This window comes from Mycolicibacterium setense, from assembly GCF_000805385.1.
Taxonomy (GTDB): domain Bacteria; phylum Actinomycetota; class Actinomycetes; order Mycobacteriales; family Mycobacteriaceae; genus Mycobacterium; species Mycobacterium setense.
This window is the reverse complement of record NZ_JTJW01000006.1, coordinates 122,330-143,822: the sequence shown is the minus strand read 5'-3', so window position 1 is coordinate 143,822 and position 21,493 is coordinate 122,330. Positions and strand designations below refer to the sequence as shown.

The following is a 21,493-nucleotide window of genomic DNA, read 5'->3' as shown; positions in this document are numbered from 1 at the left end:
TGACGACAGATAGGCGTGAGGACATGCACTTTCGGCTCGACTCGGAGACCACGGCATTCCGCGACGAGGTGTGCGCATACCTACAGGATGTCCTTACGCCGGAGTTCGAGGAGCAGAACTATCGCAGCGGCGTCGCCCATGACGACGGCTTCGCCAAGGGTTTGGTCGAGAAGGGCTACTTCGCCCCGGGCTGGCCGGTGGAATTCGGCGGCCAGGATCGCGGTCCATGGGCCGAGCAGGTGGTCAAGGAACTCATGATGCGATTCGACGCACCGGTCTACCTGTCGGAGACCACCAGGATGGTGGCATCCATCATCCGCGCCATCGGCTCCGCGGAGCTGCAGGAGAGGATCGTTCCGGCCGCGATGAACGGGGATGTCACGATCGCGCTGGGCTTCACCGAACCCGAATGCGGCTCAGATGTCGCCGCGGCGGCCACTCGCGCCGTACGTGATGGCGAGGACTGGGTGATCAACGGCTCCAAGATGTTCACCACCAACGGCCACATCGCCGATTACGTGTTCCTGCTCGCCCGCACCAGCCCGGAGAAGCCCAAGCACAAGGGGCTCACCATGTTCCTGGTGCCGCTGGACAGCACAGGATTCGAGGCACAGGCGGTCTGGACGCTATCCGGAGAGCGCACCAACATCACCTTCTACAGTGACGTCCGCATCGGCGACGAGTGGCGGATCGGCGAGATCGACGGCGGCTGGCAGGTTCTCGGATTGTCCCTGCAGGATGAACACGCGTCGGGGTGGGGGCCCCACATTGCCAGGCTTCTGCACCACGCCGAGCGGTGGGCGCAGACAGCCCCGGCAGAGGGTTGTCAGCCGCCCATCGCCAACTCCGATGTGCGACGCCGAATCGCCAGGGTCGCAATGGAAACAGAGGTCTCGGAGTTGCTGCTACGACGCTGCGTGTGGATGAGTGAACAGGGCAGGCACCCGGTGGCGGAGGGCCCGATGTCCAAGGTATTCAGCACCGAGGCGTTGGAGCGCGCCAGCCAGGACATCGTCGAACTACTCGGGCCAGACGGGGTACGCAGCTTCCTCGACCCCACTGCACCCGAAGAGGGCAGATTCGAGCAGTTGCTGAGGTTCTCCCTGGGTACCACGATCTATGCGGGCACCAGCGAGGTGCAGCGATCGATAATCGCCCAGCGGGGGCTCGGCCTACCCCGTTAGTTTGCCGGGCCGGCGAGCCGTACCGCTGCGCGGCGCAGACTTCGCCCGCACCGGTTTCGGCTTCTCGCCGGCAGGCGGCGAGACTGCCTGCTTGCACCAGGCCCAGAGCTGATCCTCACTGAGTGCGACGCTTTTGGTCCCGACCTGGAAAACCCCAATCTGCGCGAGCGCGGTCAGCGTGGAGTTCAACAGCGTGGTCAACTGGGCGGGGGTCAGGTCCTTGCGCACCAGTCCGGCCCGTGAGCAGGAGGTGACGATCTTGGTGAGCAGCTTCTGATGCGGCTCCCAGATCTTCGCGAAGTCAGCGGGACGCTCGATCTCCAGGCTGAGGTTGTAAATGGTCATCACCCGGCCGCCCACCTTCTCCGAGGACTCCGCCCGGGAGAGGAACCCCCGGCAGAAGGCTTCGAGTTGGTCCATCGGACCATCCGCGGCCGCGACCTCTTGGCGGATGCTCTCGGTGAACTGGCTGGTGACGTTCTCATACAGCGCCAGGAGCAGTTCTTCCTTACCAGCAAAATGCTGGTAAAAGGCCCGCAAGCTCAAGTTCGAGCGGTCGATGAGGGCCTGGATGGTGAAGTCGGCTCGACCGGATTCCTCTACGAGCTCCAGCGCGGTGGCCAGAAACCGGGAGCTGCGCGCCAACGCACGCGCCCGCGCGGTACTGAGCCGCCGTTCGATGGTCCGCTGCTGCCAGGTCGTCGCGGGGATGTCCAACTCGGCGTCGACGATCTCCAAGCCGGCCCCCGCACCGCCGGCAGTCGTGCCCTTTTTCGCGTTCATGATGCCTAGGAGAATACGGGATCGTCAGCGAGAATTTGCGATCTACATTCACGGGTATGTTGATTTTCACGCACCACACTCGCCCGCGCGACACGCAGCCAGACGGCGTGCGCTATCGTGATAACGATCATTCTCGTAATCGGGAATGCCTTGTATCGGCGCCCCTAAGGAGTGCAGCCTTGAGCTCAGCGATCTCTACCGATATCCCCATCGTCTCGCCCGACGACCACCTGGTGGAGCCGGCGGATCTGTGGACGAGCAGACTGCCGGAACGCTTTCGGGACGTCGGTCCACGCATCATCCGGCACCGCGGGCGCATGGACCCGACCGTTACCTCGGATGTCGCGTTCATCGACGACGAGGACGGCCGAGATGCCGACATCTGGCACTACGAAGACGCGATCATCCCGATCCCGCTGATAAGTGCGGCGGTCGGCTATGAAATCGACGAGCTGACAACCGACCCGATCACCTACGACGAGATGCGGCCCGGCTGCTACCGTCCGGCCGATCGCCTTGCCGACATGGACATCGCCGGGATCGAAGCCTCGGCCTGCTTCCCCAACACACTCGTGCGCTTCTGCGGACAGCGGTTCCTGCACGGCAAGGACAAAGATCTCGCCCTGCTGTGTGTGCAGGCCTACAACGACTTCCAGATCGACGAGTGGGGAGCGGGCTCGAACGGGCGGCTGATCCCGCTCGGCATCATCCCCCTCTGGGATGTCGAGCTGGCCGCCAAGGAAGTTGAACGAGTCGCCGCCAAAGGGATGCCGGCCGTCTGCTTCTCAGAACTGCCCGCGCGCTTGGACCTGCCGTCCATCCACAGCGGTTATTGGGACCCGTTCTTTGCCGCCTGCGAGCGCAACAATGTCGGCATCATGCTGCACATTGGGTCGAGTTCCTCGCTGACAAAGTCCTCGCCCGATTCCCCGCATGTCGTCACCAGTGCGCTCATGGCGGTCAACTGCACCATCGCGCTGGTGGACTGGCTTTTCTCCGCCAAGCTCAGGCAATTCCCCAAGCTCAAACTGGCATTCGCCGAAGCGCAGGCCGGGTGGATCCCCTACTACCTGCAACGCGTCGACGAGGTCTGGGAAGATCGGCGGGCCTGGGGTGGCATTCATCCCTTGCTCACCGAGCCACCGAGCAGTCAGGTTCCGGGCCGGGTGTGGTTCTCGACCTTCGGCGACCCGGTGGCGTTCCGAATCCTCGACCTGGTCGGACCCGATCAGCTCATGTTCGAGACCGATTACCCACACAACGACACCAACTGGCCGCACAGCACCGACGTCGCCAACAAAGCCACCGCCGGGCTGGATGAAGAGACCAAACGAAAAGTGCTGTCCACCAATGCCAAGAACTTCTTCGGCTTGACGTAGCTCGCGGCTTCCGATGAGGCCGAGTGATCATCGCCGGGCTCGCATCGTCGCTGCTGCCGGTTCTCTTGCGGCGGCCGGCGGATATGACGCGGTCACCATGCGGGCCGTCGCGGCGCATGCCGACCTCTCCACCGCGACGCTGTACCGGTACTTCCCGTCCAAACACCACATTCTGGTGGCCGCACTTGAGCGCTGGCTGGAACAATTCGAAATCCGCGCCGCGCGCGAGATATCGGTGCCGGACGACCCATTCGATCGGCTGTGGTCTGTGGTCGATGCGCTGTATGCGTCACTACGTCACAGTCCACTGCTTGCCGAGGCAATGGCCCGCGCATATGCCGCCGCCGATGTCAACGCGGCGGATCAGATCGAGAATATCCGCACCAGGCTGATCGAAATCTTCGCATCCGCCCTCGGTGACGACGATTCCGGCCATCACGAAGCCGTCGGGATGTTGCTCTCCGACGTATGGGCAGCCAACGTACTGGCGTTGTCCCACAACAGGATAAGCGCGACTGAGTTGCGTCGTCGGCTAGCCGTGACAGTGCGCCTGCTCGCGCGCCAGGATTCCGGAGTTCGCGCTAGCGCGCTCGCCACTGCGGCGTGCGCTTCTCCAGGAATGCCCGCGGACCCTCGACCGCGTCCTTCGTGAGCGCCACCTTCATACGGTAGTTCTCGGCAAGTAGCTCGGCCTCATAGATCGGCAGCGTCAGACCCTTCCGTACCGCCATACGCGAACCGCGCACCGCCAGCGGCGCATTCGCATTCACGATGCCGGCGATCTCCCAAGCCCGGTCCAGTAACGCTTCGGCAGGTACCACCTCGGTGAAGATGCCCAATTCATAGCCACGCCGAGCGTCCAGGCGTTCGTGCCGCCCCATCAGCACCAGTCGCATGGCCACCGGCAGCGGGAGGATCCTGGCCAGCCGCACGGCTTCGCGGCCGGATGTCACACCGATGCTCACATGTGGATCCATCAACGTCGCCGTCTCCGAGGCAATGGTGATATCGGCCGTGGTGACGAGATCCATTCCGGCGCCACAGGCGATCCCGTTCACCGCACAGATGATCGGTTTGGTCATCTGAAGCCACGGCGGAGTAGCTTCCTGCGGCGCATCCCACTGCCGCAGAGAGCTCAGGATGGGTTCACCCTGGTTGTCGATACCCGGTGCGTTCTCCATGTCGTGGTCGGCAGCCTTGTTGACATCGGCACCCACACACAACGCTCGGCCTGCACCTGTGACGATAACCGTCCAGATGTCCTGCGAGAGTTCGATCTCGGTGTAGACCTCGGCCAGTTCGGCGATCATCTCATCGTTGATGGCGTTGAGCACCTCGGGTCGGTTGAGGGTCACGCAAGCCGTGTGTCCACGCACCTCGAACTCGATTGTCTGATATCCCACGCTGGTCACCTTCGGTTCGGATCGAGATCTGCCGCGTCGAGATCGGTACTGGGACGGAACCCGAACACGTCGTGGAAACGCTCGCAATAGCGAGGCCACACATCTGGATTGAGCAATCGCGGCGGCAGCTGACCGCCGAAGATCGTGGACCATTGGGAGGCCGTGGCCAAGGCGATATCGCGGGCGGCCTCGACGGTGATCCCCGCTGTGTGCGGGCTGGCCACCACATTGGCCATCTGCAGTAGCGGATCATCGACCCGTGGCGGCTCGGTATGAAAGACATCCAGGCCCGCCCCGGCGATACCACCACTCCGTAGGGCGTCCAACAGAGCTGACTCGTCGTGTACCGGTCCGCGTGCGGTCGTGATGAAGTACGCGGTGGGTTTCATGGCGGCGAACTCTGCCCGACCGATCAGGCCCGTGGTCTCCGTTGTGAGCGGGCAGGTCACCTGCACGAAATCCGATCGTCGTACCAACTCCGCGAGGGCGACCCGGGTCACCCCGCGACCGGCGGCCGTCACCTCGTCCAGGTACGGGTCGAAGGCCAGGACTTCCATCCCGAACGGTGCGCAGAGTTCCACCAACCGACTTCCGATGGCCCCCAGTCCGATCACACCCAGTGTCTTGCCGAGCAATTGGGTGCCCCGCAACGTCAACCGGTTCTCCAGCGGGCCCGCGCGCAGGGCCCGGTCCGAGACCGTGATCTTCTTCGCCAGGTCGAGCATGAATCCGAGTGCGTGTTCGGCAACGGCCTCCGCACCCGGGCCCGAGTTGTTGCACACCGCCACCCCGGCACGGGTACAGGCCTCGACGTCGATGACGTCGTAGCCGGCGCCGGCCGAACAGACGGCCAACAGGTTCTCACAGCGCGAGATCAGCTCACCTCCGACGAGCCACTGCGCTCCGCCGGATACCGAGGCCGTGTCGGTGCGGGTGGCTACCTGGTAGCCGTGCGCCGACTCGAGCGCCGCCCAATTCTGTTCGTCCGGCGCCGACAGCTCCAGCTTGACCACCTCGATATCGGCGAGCCCGAGCACGTCACCTGCGATCGGGTCGGTCCACCGCTCATAGACCAGCCGCGGTTGCGGCCCATGTCCGGTCACCTGTTCAGCTTGGGCTTGGCCTGCGCGGCCTTGAACATGTCGGCCAGCGCGGGGTCGACGTTCTTGTAGTCATTGCGTGCGATGGCGCCGTCACGACCTTCGACGACGTCGTAGCCGAGCCGCAGATCCTTGTTTTCCATGTGGAAGTACTCACGCCCCAGTGGCAGTCGACGGTCTTCCCGCGGGACCTCCATCCAGGCGCGGAGGAAACAACGCGCCTTCTTGGGGTCGTTGCTGCTGACGAAGTCCGAACGTGAGTGGCACATCGCGAAATTGTTGGCCACCGCCGCCTCACCCGATTCGAGCCGGAACTCCGCCTGCTGCTCCACGAGAATGTTGCGCAGGAGTTCGATCGCCTCCTCCTCGATCGGCGTGAATGCACGACCGATCGTCTTCATCGCGGGAAGGATGCTGCTGTAGGTGAAATTGATGCAGATGCGGCCGTCGATCTGGGAGAACACCGGCACGTCATAGGGTGTGACGTCGGGCTGGTCATCGGGTTGCTCGCTGCGGCGATGGTGCGGGAAGCCCTGGTACAGCACCTCGAGCAAGTCCGGCCGCTCGACGAGAATCCGATTGTGCGCGGCGGGGCCGCTGGCGAACTGACTTTCGCCGCCGGAGAGCGCCGGGTACACACACAGCAGCGACAGAATGTCGGCAGCATCGTTGTGCATGGCCAACTCCGCGCTGGATTTCGTACCGCGTGCCGGCTGCACCCCGTTGGGCAGGATCTCCTCCTGCACCCGCACCAGTCGATGCCCAAAGGAGTTGTTGGACACCGGATAACCCAGGTGCCAGCAGAACGCCCAGTAGATGCGCTCGAGATCCTCCACCGAATGCTGCTCGACCGGGAACCCGCGGACGCACGCCAGCCCCTTGCCGAACATCAGATCCCGATACAACTTCCCGAGGTCGTCATCCAGGTCGGGGTGGCGGACGTCGTCAAAGGTGATGTCATCCCGGTCCTTGGCGGCCGTCTTCACCAGGATCGACTCCAGCGCCGCCACGTTGCGTGCCGACAGATCGAAGCAGAAGTCTTCCTTGCTGGTGAAATCGGCGCCGGTCCAGGCCATCGAGTCGGTGACCTGTTCGGTGTAAATCGCGGTGGGCATCCGTGCTCCTGTCGTCGTGACGCGGCCTGTGCTGTCAGCGACCGGCCGACAGGGCACGAAGCGCCAGCGCCCGGGAGGTGGCCGCCTCCGTCATCATCCCGATATCGGTACCGGCCGAGATGAATCGCAGGCCCAAGCCGACGAAACGTTCCAGCAGGTCAACCGACTTGATACCGGCTATCCCGAGTGCCACGCCGTGCCTACGGCAGGCCGCTGCAACAGAGCTTACCGCATAACGGAAACGCTCATTCTCATAGTCGCCGTGAATTCCCATCTCGGCGGTCAGGTCACTCGGTCCGAGCAGGATCATGTCGAGTCCCGGCACAGCGGCGATACCCTCGCAGTCCGCAACCGCGTCAGGAGTCTCGACCATCACCGCTACCACAGTCTGATCCTCTAGTGCGGCGGTAAGCTCCGACGGACTTCGCGGACCGAATCCGCTGACCACATTGGGACCGGAGATCGACCGCCGCCCGATGGGAGGAAATCGGGCCGCGTCCACCACAGCGAACGCCTCGTCTGCCGAATCAACATGTGGCACAATAATTCCCACCGCTCCCGCATCGAGCACTCGGGCGATCACACTCGGATCATGCGAGGGCACCCGGACCAAGCCCGCAATGCCGGCCCCCGCCGCTCCGGCACACATCAGCGCGGCGGTATCCAGCGATGTCGACGTGTGTTCGAGGTCGACATAGATCGCGTCGTAACCGCAGGAGGCGGCGATGGCGGGGACCTCGGGAGTTCGGGAGTTCAACAGGGCCAGGCACAGTAGCAACCGATCGTCGCGCAGCTTCGCCCTGAAATTCTGTTGCACCGGGTTCACCTTACGCAACGAGAACGATCATTTGCACCGATTCGCATACGCCATTATCGGTGTGGTTAACATGGGCTATGCCAACCAGACGTGTTGCCGTCGTGGGGGCCGGCCTCTCCGAATGCGGGCGGGTTCCCCAGATGACTGCGATGGGGTTGATGGCCCAGGCCGCGCGCCGTGCCGTCAGCGATGCGGGACTGACCAAGGACGATATCGACGGCTTCGGTGGCCACGGCACATTGCTCCCGCCGATCGAGGTCAGCGAATACCTAGGGCTGCGGCCGCGCTGGGTCGACGCCACCAATGTCGGCGGATCCTCCTGGGAGGTAATGGCTCGACACGCGGTCGCGGCCATCGCGACAGGTGAGGTCGACGTCATCCTGCTCACCTACGGGTCCACCGCTCGCTCCGATGTCAAACGCCGGGTGCGCGGGTCGGTTGCGGCGATGAGCACCGGCGGCGCCATGCAGTACGAGGCCCCGTACGGCGCCTCCCTGATAGCCAAATACGCCATGGCAGCGCGCAGGCACATGATCGAATTCGGCACCACCGTAGAGCAACTCGCCGAGGTGGCGGTGGCAGCGCACGAGTGGGCCGCCATGAACCCCGATGCGTTCGAACGCGACCGCATCACCCTGGCCGACGTCGCGTCGGCCCCCATGCTGGCAGACCCTTTCACCGCCAAGCACGTCTGCCTGCGTACCGACGGCGGCGGCGCTGTGGTACTCGCCAGTGAAGCCGTCGCCCGCTCGTGCGCCAAGGACCCGGTATGGATCCTCGGATCCGCGGACGCGGCCTCGCATGTCAGGATGAGTGAATGGGGTGATTTCACCACGTCGGCGGCCGCGGTGTCCGGACCGGCAGCCTTCGCCCGGGCCGGAGTGCGGCCAGCGGACATCGACGTCTGCCAGCTCTACGACTCCTTCACCGCCACAGTCCTTTTGACCGTTGAGGATCTCGGGTTCTGCGCCAAGGGCGATGGCGGGAAGTTCATCGAATCCGGCGTACTGCGGCCCGGTGGGGCGCTGCCCACCAACACCGACGGAGGGGGGCTGGCGTCCTGTCACCCGGGTATGCGCGGCATGTTCCTTCTCGTCGAAGCCGTTCGGCAACTGCGCGGCGAATGCGGTGACCGCCAGGTCGACGATGCCGAACTCGCCTGCGTACATGCGATGGGCGGCTTCTTCAGCCACAGCGCCACCATGATTCTGGGGAGGAACTGATGAGCGCTCCCGACCGGCCGACAACCGACAGCGACAGCGAAACGTGGTGGGCCGCCGTCCAGAACGGCACGTTGCTGGTCACTACTTGCGCATCATGTGGCCGGAATTCCCTGTATCCCAGACCCTTCTGCCCCTACTGCTGGAGTGAAGAAGTGTCCTCGATCCCCGCCAGCGGTCGCGCCACGCTGTACACCTGGACGGTCGTCCACCAGGGCTCTGCAACCTCGTTGGTCGCCATGGTCGACCTGGCCGAGGGGCCCCGGCTGATGACAAAGATCGAGCACTGCTCCCCCGACGTACTGGAGGCCGGACTGCCGCTGCAACTCGACTTCCGGCACGACGACGACGGCTTCGCCGTTCCCGTATTCAAGCCCCTCACAGCCGCACTCGAGAGGAAATGACATGAACAAGGACGACATGATCCTGGTCAGCGTCGACGACCACATCATCGAGCCGCCCGACATGTTCAAGAACCACCTGGCCAAGAAGTATCAGGACGACGCGCCACGGTTGTTGCACAACGCTGACGGCAGCGATACCTGGCAGTTCCGCGACGTCGTAATCCCCAACGTCGCACTCAATGCGGTGGCCGGCCGGCCGAAGGAAGAGTACGGCCTGGAACCACAGGGACTCGACGAGATCAGGCCCGGTTGCTTTCAGGTCGACGAGCGCGTCAAGGACATGAACGCCGGGGGCATCCTCGGCTCGATGTGCTTCCCGTCGTTCCCGGGCTTCGCCGGAAGGCTGTTCGCCACCGAGGACCACGAGTTCTCCCTGGCCCTGGTGCAGGCCTACAACGACTGGCACGTCGAGGAGTGGTGCGGGGCCTATCCCGCCCGCTTCATTCCGATGACCCTGCCGGTCATCTGGGACCCCGAGGCCTGCGCACAGGAGATCCGTCGCAACGCCGCCCGCGGAGTACATTCGCTGACCTTCACCGAGAACCCGGCCGCTATGGGCTATCCGAGCTTCCACGATCTGGACTACTGGAAACCGATGTGGGAAGCGCTTGTCGACACCGACACGGTGCTCAACGTGCACATCGGCTCATCGGGCCGGCTGGCGATCACCGCGCCTGACGCCCCGATGGACGTGATGATCACCCTGCAACCGATGAATATCGTGCAGGCCGCGGCGGATCTGTTGTGGTCCAAGCCCGTGAAGACCTACCCCGGCCTGAAGATCGCCCTCTCCGAGGGCGGCACCGGCTGGATCCCGTACTTCCTCGACCGTGCCGACCGGACGTACGAGATGCACTCCACGTGGACGGGGCAGGACTTCGGGGATCAGAAGCCGTCCGAGTTCTTCCGGGAGCACTTCCTGACCTGTTTCATCTCCGATCCCGTCGGCGTGGAACTGCGCCATCAGATCGGTATCGACAACATCTGCTGGGAGGCCGACTACCCGCACAGCGACTCGATGTGGCCGGACGCCCCCGAAGCGCTCGACGAGGTCCTCAAGAAGTTCGACGTTCCGGACGCCGACATCAACAAGATGACGTATGAAAATGCAATGCGCTGGTACCACTGGGATCCCTTCACCCACATCAGCAAGGAGCAGGCGACAGTCGGGAGCCTGCGTAAGGCCGCCGAGGGCCACGACGTGTCCATCCAGGCGCTGTCCAAGCGGGAGCACAGCGACAGCTCGTCAGACTGGCAGGCCCAGATGAACAAGGCGACCATCAACGTCAGCGGTGGCGCCAAGGGCTAGCGCGTCAGGGCGTCGCAGCCAGGCGGTCGGCTACCGCGCGGGGCCGACCGTTTGCATTCTGGTGCAATGTTTTTCGTTCCACCTTGCCGTTGGCGTTTACCGGCAGCGGCCGGTCCCAGAACACCAATTCCTCGGGCAGCTTGTACTTGGGCAGGCCGGCCGCGACCAGCGTTGCCGTCACCTCTTGCAGGGAAAGTTCCGTGGACCCTTCGAGCACCACCGCAACGGCGAGCCGCTCACCGGTGGTCGCGTCGGGCACCGAGTACGCGGCGCACTCGCGCACGCCTGCGATCCTGGCCACCGCCTCCTCCACTTCAGCGGCCGGAATCTTCATGCCGTTGCGGATCACGATGTCCTTGATCCGCCCCACGATACGCACGTGGCCGTCCGCCACCTCGGCGATATCGCCGGTGCGGAACCACTCCCCCTCGAAAGCGGCCGTGTCGGCCTCGGCGTCGGTGTAGCCCAGAAAGGTGTGCGGGCCGCGGATGCAGCATTCCGCGGGATCGCCGGCCGAGCCCAGCCGGACCTCGACGTCCGCCAGCGGCATTCCGTCATCGGCATGCCGTGCCCGCAGGGTATCGGTGCGCCGACCGGAGGTGCTGACCGGAACTTCCGACGACCCGTAGGCACGCATCACGACGATCCCGAACTCGTCCTCGATGCGCTCGACGATCCGGCGGTCCAGCATCGTGCCGCCCAGATACACCGCCCGCAACGGTACCGCCCGATCCCGTGCCACCGCTTCGTCGAGCAGTCGGTCCAGCAGCCGGTCGGGCCCGCCGTACCACGTCGCACCTGTGGCCAATAGCAATTCGCAAGTGGCCGCGGGATCCCAACGATCCTCCAGCACCACCGGCACCGCGAGCATCGGACCGATGAACAGCGCCTGCACGACCCCGGTGACCGATGCCAGCGGACTGATCAGGAAGATCCGGTCCCGCGCCCCCAGCCCGGCGGCCGCGATGTAGTTGGCCGACGCCTTCTGCAGGGTGCTCAGCGAGTGCACCACCCCCTTGGGTTTCGCGGTGGTTCCGGAGGTGAACAGCACGAACGACGGTTCGTCGGCAGGCCGCTGCGAGTGGGCCGGTGCCGGTGCCGGGTTGGTCGCTGCCGGGTTGGTCGCTGCCGGGACCGTGATCCAGATGCAGCGCGCCGCCAGGTTCGGTTCCGCGGTCTCAGGCCAATTCGGTGCGAGGCCGAACGCCGCTCCGGTGCGATCGACGATATCGGCGACCTGTGCGGCGCCGGCGCTGCGTGGCACCAGCAGCACCACGGCATCCACACGTTCTACGGCATGGATGGCCACCACCGAGTCGACGTCATTGCCGACCACGACGACAACCGGCGTGCCCGGCGCCACGCCGGCCTGGATCAGCGTCTGACAGACCCGGTCGACGCGTTCGTCCAATGCCGAGTAGCTGAGTTCGACGCCACGCGCGATGAGCGCGGGCCGCGTGGGATACCTTGCCGCGGTGAAGCGAACGAGGTCCAGCGGCCGTTCGGACCACACGCCGGCCGCGCGGTATCGCGGGCGCATGCGCGCGGCGCGGGATGGCGCATCACCCAGCAGATCGGTTGTCATGAAATCCTCCGATGCAAATGCATATTCTCGTTGATGCAAATGTAACCTCTCACTCATGACAATCACATTCGACAACCAGGTAGCCATCGTCACCGGAGCGGGCGGGGGCCTCGGCCGTTGCCACGCGCTCGAACTGGCGCGGCGCGGCGCGCGGGTGGTGGTCAACGATCTCGGCAGCGCGGTCGACGGCAGCGGAGCTTCTACGTCGGCTGCGCAGCGGGTGGTGGACGAGATCACCGCCGAAGGCGGCACCGCCATCGCCAACGGTGACTCGGTGGCCACCGAGGCTGGAGGCCAGGCCATCGTCGAGGCAGCGACCGAGGCGTTCGGGCGCGTCGACATCCTGGTGAACAACGCCGGCATCCTGCGCGACGCCGCCTTCAAGAACATGACCGCCGACCAGGTGGACGCGGTGATCGCTGTGCACCTGGTCGGCGCGTTCAACGTCACACGCGCGGTGTGGCCGGTGATGCGGCAGCAGAACTACGGCCGAATCGTGCAAACAACCTCGGGTACCGGACTTTTCGGCAACTTCGGTCAGGCCAACTATGGTGCGGCCAAGATGGGTATGGTCGGCATGATGCATGTACTGGCGATCGAGGGCGCACGCAACGGCATCACCGTCAACGCCATCGCCCCCATCGCGCGGACCCGGATGACCGAGGACATCATGGGCGAGGCCGGCAAGGCGATGGACCCGGAACTGGTCACCCCGGTAGTGATCTATCTGGCACACCGCACCTGCGAGCGCACGGCACACATCTATTCGGTCGGGGCGGGCAAGGTGTCCAGGGTGTTCATCGGCGTGACCAAGGGAATCGAAGACACCGCCCTCACCGCCGAAGGGGTTGCCGAGGCCATCGACCGGATCGACGACAGCTCGTCGTTCATCATCCGCGGCGGACCTGCCGTCGGCTGAGGTCAGCGTCCGGTGAAGCGGGGCGGTCGGCGTTCGGCGAACGCGCGCAGCCCTTCCTGCAGATCGCTTGTCCGGGAGATCAATTCGGCCGCCCAGGCCTCCTGCTCGAACGCACGCTCACGCGGAGACTCCGACGAGACCGACAGCAGACGCTTGGTGAGCGCGAGCATCACCGAGGGGCCCGCTGCCAACTGCACTGCCAGTGCATCCGCTGCCTGATCCACCTGTTCCGCCGGCACCACGCGGTTCACCAGACCGAGCCGAAGGCACTCATCGGCATCCACCGGTTCGCCGAGCATCAACAGTTCGGTTGCCTTGCGCAGACCCACGATCCTGGTGAGCAGGTGCACCGCCCCGGAATCAGGCAGAATTCCGCGGTGCACGAACGCCTCCACGAGGGTTGACTGGCGGCCCATCACCACGATGTCGCAGGCCAGCACGAGGCTGGCACCGGCACCTACCGCGGTCCCATTAACGGCCGCGACAACCGGTTTGTCGCAGTCGAGTACGGCATTCACCAACCGCTGCCAGCCCTGCGCCAGCATGCGGGCGATATCGCCCGGCCGCCTGTCCGCAGGTAGCACGGCGCTCGCGCCGGCGGGCCGGGACGCCAGTCCGGCGCCCGCGCAGAAGTGTCGCGACCCGGCCGAGGTCAAGAGCACGGCTCGCGTGTCGGTGTCCGCGTGTGCGTCGGCCAGGGCGTCCGCGAGGGCGTCTCGTGCCAAGGGCGACAACGAATTTCCGACATCCGGACGATCGATCACAATGCGACACACGCCATCATCCCCAGCGTCGACCCTGATCCCTGCCGATTCTTCTGACATTCCACTCACACTCCGTTAACGGCATTTCCACTTTTCGGGTATCTTAATTCTCACTTTGGTCATGACCAAGGACACGCACTACGAGGAGGCTGCTCGATGACCGAGACCGGCCAGATCACCGACGCGGGCCTGGACCGGCTGCGGGCCACTGTCGGCATCGCAGTCCCCCACACTCAGCCACCCCACTACCATCGTCCCAACGAGGACGCCTTCCGCCATGTCGCGGAGAGCTACGGAGATGCCAACCCGCTGTGGTGCGAGCCCGACTACGCCACCAAGTCGGTCTGGGGCCAGCCGATCGCGCCGCCTGCCCTCGTCGGCGGCGACACGTTGATCGGCGAGGACGAGGTCACCGAACTGTCCGACGCCGACCGGGCGCTGACCAAAGGCGATCCGCTCCGCGGCGTGCACGCGTTCTACGCGTCCTCCTCCCGGGAATGGTGGGCACCGCTGCGTGCCGGGCATCGGGTATTCCGACGCAATGCCCTGGTGGCGGCCCTGGACAAGAGCAGCGATTTCGCCGGGCGCGCCATCCACGAGTGGTCTGCCCAGGTGTTCCGCGATGACGAAGGCACCATCCTGGGCGGCCAGTACCGCAACATGATCCGCACCGAACGCAGCAAGGCGCGCGGCCGCAAGAAGTACGAAGCTGTCGAACTCACGGCCTGGACCCCGGAGCAGATCGCCGAGATCGACGCCCGCTATCCACACGAGACCCCGCGCGGCGCCGAACCACGCTGGTGGGAAGACGTGGCCGAGGGCGACGCCGTCGGGCCACTGACCAAGGGCCCACTCACGGTGACCGATATGGTCTGCTGGCACGTCGGCATGGGAACCGGAATGTACGGCGTGCGCCCACTGCGGCTGGCATGGCGCAACCGGCAACGCATACCGCGGTTCTACACTCCCAACGAGCACGGCGTCCCCGACGTCCAGCAGCGGGTGCACTGGGAGCCCGACGCCGCCCGTAATGCCGGTAATCCCACCACATTCGACTACGGCAGGATGCGCGAGACCTGGCTCATCCACCTGTGCACAGACTGGATGGGTGACGACGCATGGCTGTGGAAACTGGACTGTGAGTTCCGGCTGTTCAATTACGTCGGCGATCTGCACACCATCAGCGGCACCGTGACACGCAAGTTCCTCGCCGAAGGTGACCGGCCGGCCGTCGAACTCGAACTCGCTGCCACCAACCAGCGGGGCCAGATCACGACGCCCGGCCACGCCACCATCCTGCTGCCCAGTCGCGAGCGCGGACCGGTTCGGCTTCCCGATCCCCCCGGCGGGGCGACCGACCTCGCCGAGTTGCTGACCGCTGTCTCCGCGCAGTTCGCCGAGCGCTGATACGCAGATGGCCTACTCCAGCGTCGACGGACTCGTGGTCGAACACCGCGGCCCCGAATTGCATCTCACACTCGACCGCGCCGACCGCCGCAACGCCGTCAACGACACCGTTCTGGACGCCATGATCGAACATGTCGCGGCCGCCGGTATCGACGAGACGGTCCGCGTCATCCGCATCGACGCCAACGGTCCCGACTTCTGCGCGGGCTCTGACCTTATCGCCAACAACGCACGTTCCGAACGTAAACCGCGGGTCGGGAGCACGCAGCGCCGGATGCCGAACAAGGCCAACCGGCTGATCCCACTGATGCTCGAGACACAGGTGCCCATCGTCGCCGTAGTACGAGGCTGGGCCGCCGGACTCGGATTCCACATCGCCATGGCCGCCGACTTCTGCGTGGCCGCCACCGATGCCCGGTTCTGGGAGCCGTTCATGGCCCGCGGGTTCAGCCCCGACAGCGGCGCGGCGTGGCTACTGCCCCGCGTGATCGGGATGGTGCGCACCCGGCGGTTGCTGATGCTCGGTGAGGAGATCTCCGGGGCCGACGCCGCCGACTGGGACATCATCCACGGTGCCCATCCCGTCGGTCAATTGGATTCGGCGGCAGACGAACTGGTGGGCAAGCTGGCCGCGGCACCCACGGTTGCCCTGGGGCTGACGAAGTGGCTGCTGCAGAGCGGCCGCGGGCTGGACCTGGACCGGCACCTGCACAACGAGGCCATGGCCCTCGAATTATCAAGCCGAAGTGACGATTTCAAGGAGGGGCTGGCCGCCTTCCGGGACAAACGGAATGCGGAGTTTCAGGGCCGATGACACTACCTATCGACAACACCACCAGTACCGACGATGCGGTCGCAGCGGTACGGATGTGGGCAGAGGCCGAGGTACCCGCGCTCTGGCGGACCGCTGCAGCGCAGGGCGCCCAGGCACTGCGCGCCGTCCGGACCCCCGCCGACTATCGAGCCTGGTATCCCACCTTCGCGGCGACCGGCCTCGTCGCGCCGACCTGGCTTCCCGAACACGGTGGCCTCGGCATCTCCAACGCGGTGGCCCGCGGCATCGAGTCTGTGCTCGCACCGCTGCGGCTGACCAGGTTGAACCCGTTGGGCCTCAACAATGCCGCAGCCGCGTTGTTCAGCCACGGCACCGAGGAACAGCGCCTGCGTTTTCTCCCGCCGATCGTGACCAACGAAGAGAAGTGGTGCCAGCTGTTCAGCGAACCCGGCGCCGGTTCGGACCTGGCATCGCTGGCCACTCGCGCCGTCCGCGACGGTGATGATTGGGTGGTCACCGGCCAGAAGGTATGGACCACCTGGGCCGATGAGGCCGACTTCGGCCTACTGTTGGCCCGCACCGACCCGGACCAGCCCAAACACCAAGGCATCACCTATTTTCTGCTCGATATGCACCAGCCCGGCGTCCAGGTGCGACCGCTGCGGCAGATCACCGGTGAGCGCGAGTTCAACGAGGTGTTCCTGGATGGCGCCCGGGTGCCCGATGCGCATCGGGTCGGCGAAATCAACGACGGCTGGCGAGTCAGCGCATCGACGCTGTCGAGTGAACGCCAGATGGTGTCGGGCTCGGGTTCGGGTGGTATGGGCCGCCTCGGCGGCTCCAGCGCGCAAAGGTTGATCACGCTCGCACAGGAGACCGGCCGCTGGTCCGATCCGGTGATCCGCAACAAGGTCATGCGATTGTGGGCGCAGGAGCAGATCCGCGGCTGGACGAATGCCCGGGTCCGGGAGGCGCTCAAGGCCGGCCAGTCACCCGGAGCGGCATCCTCTATCGGCAAGGTCCATCAGGCCACCCTGAACCAGCAGATCCAGGATCTGATGGTCGACATGGTCGGCACGGGAGCGCTGGCCTGGCCCGCCACCGAGGACCCAGACGCGTTGCCGAGGGAGGTCCGCGGGTGGATGCGCAGCCTGGCCAACGGCACCGAAGGCGGCACCACCGATATCAACAAGAACATTCTCGGCGAACGTGTGCTCGGTCTGCCCAAGGAGCCCGATCCGTGGAAGGGCAAGCCCTGGAAGGACATCCCGCGATCGTGACCGACTACGAACGGATTGTGGTGGAGAAGTCCGACGGGGTCGGTTGGCTCATCCTGAATCGCCCGGATGCGGGCAATGCCTTCGATGCGTTGATGCTCGACGAATTGGAAAGCGCGTGGGCCGACCTCGACGCCGACCCTGATGTGCGGGTTATCGTCAACACGTCCAACGGACGATCCTTCTGCACTGGGATGGACGTCGTGCAAGTCGCCCGCGACAAACAAGCGATGCGCAAGCACTCCCGGCGCACCAGGGACGCCGAGCTGAAGATCTCGTCCTGGCACTGCGACGTCTGGAAGCCGGTGATCGCCGCGGTCAACGGGGTCTGTGCCGGCGGCGGCCTGCACCTGGTCGCCGATGCCGACATCGTGATCGCCGCCGAACAAGCCTCATTCGTCGACCCGCACGTCTCCGTGGGGCAGGCCGTTGCCTATGAGGCGATCACCCTGGTGCGCAAATCACCGATGGAGGCGATCACCCGAATGACGTTGAGCGGTAGGGGTGAACGGATCTCTGCCCAGCGTGCCTATCAGCTCGGCATCGTCTCCGAGGTCGTGGCAGACGACGCATTGTGCGCGGCGGCGGGAACGCTGGCCGCCGCGATCGCGAATAACTCCCCTACCGCGATGCGCGTGACCAAGAAGGCGCTGTGGCGGTCGTTGGAGGTCGGACTGACCCAGGCCCGCCAAGAGGCGGCGGAAGCGATCCGACAGATGCACAACCAGCCCACGGAGGTGTCATGACCTACCAGCGACTCATCGTCGAGCGGCGCGGTCCGGTCGGGTGGATCATCAACGACCGGCCCGATCGACTGAACGCCTATGACGTCATCATGCGCGACGAATTCCGCAGAGCCTGGGCTGAATTGGATGCCGACGCCGATGTCCGCGTCATCGTGCACACCGGAAACGGACGCGCGTTCCAGGTGGGCGCCGATGTCGAGGAACTCGACGGCGATGCCGTGCAGCAATTCCAGGAGACCATGGCCTCCCTCGATCTCGGTCTGACGAGCTGGCACTGCAATGTGGGCAAACCGGTCATCACCGCGGTCAACGGTGTGTGCGCCGGCGGCGGCCTGCACTGGGTGGCTGACGCCGATATCGTCATCGCCTCCTCGAACGCCACGTTCGTCGACCCGCATGTGTCGATCGGTCAGGTCAGCGCTCTGGAGACGATCGCCCTGATGCGCAAGATGCCCGCCGAGGCTGTGCTGCGGATGGCGTTGGTCGGCAGCCATGAGCGGCTCACAGCGCAACGCGCCTACGAACTCGGCATGGTCAGCCAGGTGGTGGATCCGCCGGAGAATCTACGCGATGTCGCACAGGAACTGGCGGAGAAGATCGCCAGGAACTCACCCGCGGCGATGCGGGCCACCAAACGGGCACTGTGGGGCGCCTTGGAATACGGGCTGACCGACGCGTGCCGCGCAGGGGCAGAACACCTGACTTCGATGTGGGGTCACCCCGACCAGGACGAGGGCCCGAAAGCCTTTGCCGAAAAACGCAGTCCCAACTGGCTTCCCCTGGCGGCGCAGTCATGAGCCTGACCGAACTACTGGCGGACCTGCCCGCTGTCGCCGTGTACACGGTCGATCTCGAGGTACCGCGGGAGGATCTGGTGACCTCAGCCCGCCGGCTCGGCGAGCTGCTGACAGAGGCCGGAGTTGAGACCGGCCGCGTGGTCGCGGCGATGCTGCCCAACGAAGCCACCACAATCGCCGGACTTTTCGGCACCTGGTGCGCCGGTGGCGTCTACACCCCGCTCAATCCGCGGGCTGCCGACGCCGAGGTGACATCCCAGCTGGCCACCCTTCGACCGGTCGCCGTCATCACGACACCCGAACTGGCACATCGCTTCTCGTCGTCAGCGCTGCCGGTCATCGTCGGCTCAGGGCTGTCCTGGCAACTCGCTGCAACAGGTGGGGCGCAGGAGAGTCCGCGACAATACGACGCCGACGTGGCACTGCTGCAGTTCACCTCGGGCACCACAGGGCAACCCAAACCGGTGCCACTACGCCACGCCACGGTGCTCGATCTCATCGACCGGCTACTGACCAAACTGCGTGGCAAACCGGACCCCGACAAACCCAAACGTGCGCCCATGCCCAATCTGGTCCCACTGTCGTTGTCACTGTGGGCCGGTATCTATCAGGTGCTGTTCGCGTTCCGGGCCGGATCCGGAGTCGTACTGATGAACCGCTTCGCCCCGGGGGATTTCGCCGCGCTGGTTCGACGACACCAGTTGCGTTCCACTGTGTTGCCGCCGGCCGCGCTGACGATGGTGCTGCACGACGAGACGGTGACCGACCTGTCGCCGTTGAAGATCGTGCGGTCCATCACCGCGCCGCTCTCGCCCGTTCAGGCCGCGCGGTTCCGCGAGAGATTCGGTGTGCTGGTGCTGAATTCGTACGGACAGACCGAGCTCGGCGGCGAGGTGGTGGGCTGGTCGGCTGCCGACGCCCGCGAATGGGGTGAGACCAAACTCGGTTCGGTCGGTCGCCCTTTGCCTGGTATCGATGTCACCGTCACCGAAGACGAGGTGATGGTGCGCACCCCGACAACAGCCGCCCGCAAGATCGACCCGGCCTTCCTGGATAGGCTCACCGATGACGGCTGGTTCCACACGGGCGATCTGGGCTGGTTCGACGACGACGGTTTCCTGTGGCTCGACGGCCGGGTGTCGGACATGATCAACCGCGGTGGACTGAAAGTGTTCCCCGGCACCGTGGAGGATGTCCTGCTGGCTGCCGCCGGGGTACGCGAAGCCGCCGTGGTCGGCATGCCCGACGAACGCCTCGGCGAGGTGCCCTGGGCCTTCGTGGCCCGCCTCGACGACACGGTCACCGAGCAGACCCTGGAGGCGTGGTGCCGGGAGCGACTGACGCCCTATCGGGTACCCGCCCGCATCGTGTTCGTGGAGCGGCTACCGCGCAACGATGTCGGCAAGGTGGTCAAGCGTGATCTGGTTGATGGCCGGCACGGGATTGTCGTGTGACGACGGACCGACCAAGAACGGGTTCGAGCAGTCCGGGTGCGCTCGCGACGACATGTGGAATCGCGTTGACGATGGCTTGGCCGGTGAACGCCAGCGATGGGTTCGCGCGGTCGCCGGGTCCGTCTTCGAAGCACAATTGCATCCTCAGACCGGGGCGTCCGACGATCCGGTGAACCATTCCTGCGCCGCCTTCGGGCTTCGGCCACGAGTCCGGCCACGGTGTGGACGACACCGTGGCGAAGTACTGCACAGCCACGACCGGTTGTCCGTCGACAATGCCGGCCAATCGCCACCGGTGACCAGAAATCGTTCCTTGGGCTATCACTCCCAACGATGTCTCCAGGTCCTTGGGCGCGAGCAGCGTCTCCCAGTCCAGGTCCACCGAATCCAGCTGCAGCCGTAGCACGTCGGCGATATAGCGCACCACCGGCTCCCAGTCATGACGAACCTTGCCCGACGCGATACGTGCCGGCACGTGTCCATCCGGCTTCCCGAAACCCATGGACTCGTGCAGCACATCCCAGATCGGGTACGCCAGGTCCATGTTCACGGCGTACTCGCCCATTCGGTAGCTGTCGACCCGGCCGGCACCGGCTAATAGCGCGACCGGTAGATTCATACTGACGATCCCCGGCTCGCACCCCGATGCGTAAAACGTCGAATCTCCTGCCAGAGAAGCAGCTTCGAGCAGATCGCGCCAAGGTACCGGCGCCGCGGCCGGGTAGACCATCGGAATCGTCGAGATCGTCACGACGTTGATCCCCGACCGCAGGAGCTGTGCGATCTGTTGGTATGCCGCTTCTTCACGGCCGACAGCCGTCGCGCAGTACGAAACGCAGTCCGGCTTCTGCCGCAGCACGGCATCGAGATCAGCATGGGCCAGCACACCGGTGTCGCCACGTCCGCAGAAGGTACCCGCGTCTCTGCCCACCTTGCCCTGGTTCGATACGAGCAACCCGACGAGTGCCAGATCCGGGTCATCGATCACCCCGCGAAGCGCTTCGCGTCCGGTCAAACCTGTTCCAGCATGGACGACGGTGACTGCCATAGAACCC

General features: G+C 65.2%; 21 protein-coding genes. 13 read left to right on the top strand and 8 right to left on the bottom strand.

Annotated elements, in window-relative coordinates; all coding sequences use genetic code 11:
- The first annotated feature begins 23 nt into the window (after window positions 1-23).
- A complete protein-coding gene (locus QQ25_RS11365; RefSeq protein WP_039378809.1) occupies window positions 24-1,184 on the top strand; it encodes an acyl-CoA dehydrogenase family protein in 1,161 nt (386 codons plus the stop codon).
- Here the strand turns inward: QQ25_RS11365 and QQ25_RS11360 are convergent.
- A complete protein-coding gene (locus QQ25_RS11360) occupies window positions 1,173-1,967 on the bottom strand; it encodes a TetR/AcrR family transcriptional regulator (RefSeq protein WP_039378808.1) in 795 nt (264 codons plus the stop codon). The two genes, QQ25_RS11365 and QQ25_RS11360, sit on opposite strands and share 12 nt — an antisense overlap.
- 191 nt (window positions 1,968-2,158) lie before the next feature.
- Between QQ25_RS11360 and QQ25_RS11355 the strand changes: the two genes are divergently transcribed.
- Window positions 2,159-3,346 carry an amidohydrolase family protein gene (locus QQ25_RS11355; protein ID WP_039379823.1) on the top strand — a complete coding sequence of 396 codons (1,188 nt, stop codon included), beginning with the start codon at window positions 2,159-2,161 and terminating at the stop codon, window positions 3,344-3,346.
- Between the two features lie 13 nt (window positions 3,347-3,359).
- Window positions 3,360-3,998 (top strand): TetR/AcrR family transcriptional regulator, encoded by a 639-nt coding sequence (locus QQ25_RS30150; RefSeq protein WP_082017508.1) that lies wholly within the window; start codon window positions 3,360-3,362, stop codon window positions 3,996-3,998.
- Here the strand turns inward: QQ25_RS30150 and QQ25_RS11350 are convergent.
- From QQ25_RS11350 to QQ25_RS11335, 4 genes are read right to left on the bottom strand one after another with little or no spacing between them, the layout of a single operon-like run.
- Entirely contained in the window at window positions 3,928-4,749 is an 822-nt protein-coding gene (locus QQ25_RS11350) for an enoyl-CoA hydratase/isomerase family protein (protein ID WP_039379821.1), read from the bottom strand. The genes QQ25_RS30150 and QQ25_RS11350 overlap by 71 nt on opposite strands.
- Before the next feature lie 5 nt (window positions 4,750-4,754).
- Window positions 4,755-5,852, bottom strand: a complete 1,098-nt coding sequence (locus tag QQ25_RS11345; RefSeq protein WP_039378807.1) for a hydroxyacid dehydrogenase — start codon at window positions 5,850-5,852, stop codon at window positions 4,755-4,757.
- Window positions 5,849-6,964 carry a TauD/TfdA family dioxygenase gene (locus tag QQ25_RS11340; RefSeq protein ID WP_039378806.1) on the bottom strand — a complete coding sequence of 372 codons (1,116 nt, stop codon included), beginning with the start codon at window positions 6,962-6,964 and terminating at the stop codon, window positions 5,849-5,851. The genes QQ25_RS11345 and QQ25_RS11340 overlap by 4 nt, the downstream gene beginning before the upstream one ends.
- A gap of 34 nt (window positions 6,965-6,998) precedes the next feature.
- Window positions 6,999-7,781 (bottom strand): HpcH/HpaI aldolase family protein, encoded by a 783-nt coding sequence (locus QQ25_RS11335; RefSeq protein ID WP_234711894.1) that lies wholly within the window; start codon window positions 7,779-7,781, stop codon window positions 6,999-7,001.
- A gap of 77 nt (window positions 7,782-7,858) precedes the next feature.
- Here QQ25_RS11335 and QQ25_RS11330 point away from each other — a divergent pair, with 77 nt between their 5' ends.
- Genes QQ25_RS11330 through QQ25_RS11320 form a run of 3 tightly spaced genes read left to right on the top strand, consistent with a single transcriptional unit; the run spans window position 7,859 to window position 10,714 of the window.
- Window positions 7,859-9,004 (top strand): acetyl-CoA acetyltransferase, encoded by a 1,146-nt coding sequence (locus QQ25_RS11330; protein WP_039378804.1) that lies wholly within the window; start codon window positions 7,859-7,861, stop codon window positions 9,002-9,004.
- Window positions 9,004-9,405, top strand: a complete 402-nt coding sequence (locus QQ25_RS11325) for a Zn-ribbon domain-containing OB-fold protein (RefSeq protein WP_039378803.1) — start codon at window positions 9,004-9,006, stop codon at window positions 9,403-9,405. The genes QQ25_RS11330 and QQ25_RS11325 overlap by 1 nt, the downstream gene beginning before the upstream one ends.
- A gap of 1 nt (window position 9,406) precedes the next feature.
- Window positions 9,407-10,714, top strand: a complete 1,308-nt coding sequence (locus tag QQ25_RS11320; RefSeq protein ID WP_039378802.1) for an amidohydrolase family protein — start codon at window positions 9,407-9,409, stop codon at window positions 10,712-10,714.
- A gap of 4 nt (window positions 10,715-10,718) precedes the next feature.
- Here the strand turns inward: QQ25_RS11320 and QQ25_RS11315 are convergent, their stop codons facing one another.
- A complete protein-coding gene (locus QQ25_RS11315) occupies window positions 10,719-12,254 on the bottom strand; it encodes a class I adenylate-forming enzyme family protein (RefSeq protein ID WP_201774235.1) in 1,536 nt (511 codons plus the stop codon).
- Between the two features lie 100 nt (window positions 12,255-12,354).
- On the opposite strand from QQ25_RS11315, the gene QQ25_RS11310 reads away from it, so the two are divergent.
- Complete coding sequence (locus QQ25_RS11310; protein ID WP_039378800.1) at window positions 12,355-13,218, top strand: SDR family NAD(P)-dependent oxidoreductase; 864 nt, start codon at window positions 12,355-12,357, stop codon at window positions 13,216-13,218.
- 2 nt (window positions 13,219-13,220) lie between these two features.
- Here QQ25_RS11310 and QQ25_RS11305 read toward each other — a convergent pair whose 3' ends face one another.
- Window positions 13,221-13,943 carry an enoyl-CoA hydratase/isomerase family protein gene (locus QQ25_RS11305; protein WP_234711893.1) on the bottom strand — a complete coding sequence of 241 codons (723 nt, stop codon included), beginning with the start codon at window positions 13,941-13,943 and terminating at the stop codon, window positions 13,221-13,223.
- A 195-nt stretch (window positions 13,944-14,138) separates the two neighbouring features.
- Here QQ25_RS11305 and QQ25_RS11300 point away from each other — a divergent pair, with 195 nt between their 5' ends.
- From QQ25_RS11300 to QQ25_RS11275, 6 genes are read left to right on the top strand one after another with little or no spacing between them, the layout of a single operon-like run.
- A complete protein-coding gene (locus tag QQ25_RS11300; RefSeq protein WP_039378798.1) occupies window positions 14,139-15,389 on the top strand; it encodes a hotdog family protein in 1,251 nt (416 codons plus the stop codon).
- A 7-nt stretch (window positions 15,390-15,396) separates the two neighbouring features.
- Window positions 15,397-16,203: an enoyl-CoA hydratase/isomerase family protein gene (locus QQ25_RS11295; protein WP_039378797.1), complete on the top strand. Its 807-nt coding sequence runs from the start codon at window positions 15,397-15,399 to the stop codon at window positions 16,201-16,203.
- A complete protein-coding gene (locus QQ25_RS11290; RefSeq protein ID WP_039378796.1) occupies window positions 16,200-17,444 on the top strand; it encodes an acyl-CoA dehydrogenase family protein in 1,245 nt (414 codons plus the stop codon). The genes QQ25_RS11295 and QQ25_RS11290 overlap by 4 nt, the downstream gene beginning before the upstream one ends.
- A complete protein-coding gene (locus QQ25_RS11285) occupies window positions 17,441-18,187 on the top strand; it encodes an enoyl-CoA hydratase/isomerase family protein (RefSeq protein ID WP_039379819.1) in 747 nt (248 codons plus the stop codon). The genes QQ25_RS11290 and QQ25_RS11285 overlap by 4 nt, the downstream gene beginning before the upstream one ends.
- Window positions 18,184-18,984: an enoyl-CoA hydratase/isomerase family protein gene (locus tag QQ25_RS11280; protein ID WP_039378795.1), complete on the top strand. Its 801-nt coding sequence runs from the start codon at window positions 18,184-18,186 to the stop codon at window positions 18,982-18,984. The genes QQ25_RS11285 and QQ25_RS11280 overlap by 4 nt, the downstream gene beginning before the upstream one ends.
- Window positions 18,981-20,438 carry a class I adenylate-forming enzyme family protein gene (locus QQ25_RS11275; RefSeq protein ID WP_039378794.1) on the top strand — a complete coding sequence of 486 codons (1,458 nt, stop codon included), beginning with the start codon at window positions 18,981-18,983 and terminating at the stop codon, window positions 20,436-20,438. The genes QQ25_RS11280 and QQ25_RS11275 overlap by 4 nt, the downstream gene beginning before the upstream one ends.
- Here QQ25_RS11275 and QQ25_RS11270 read toward each other — a convergent pair.
- Window positions 20,395-21,486, bottom strand: a complete 1,092-nt coding sequence (locus QQ25_RS11270) for a dihydrodipicolinate reductase (RefSeq protein ID WP_201774222.1) — start codon at window positions 21,484-21,486, stop codon at window positions 20,395-20,397. The two genes, QQ25_RS11275 and QQ25_RS11270, sit on opposite strands and share 44 nt — an antisense overlap.
- Window positions 21,487-21,493 lie beyond the last annotated feature (7 nt).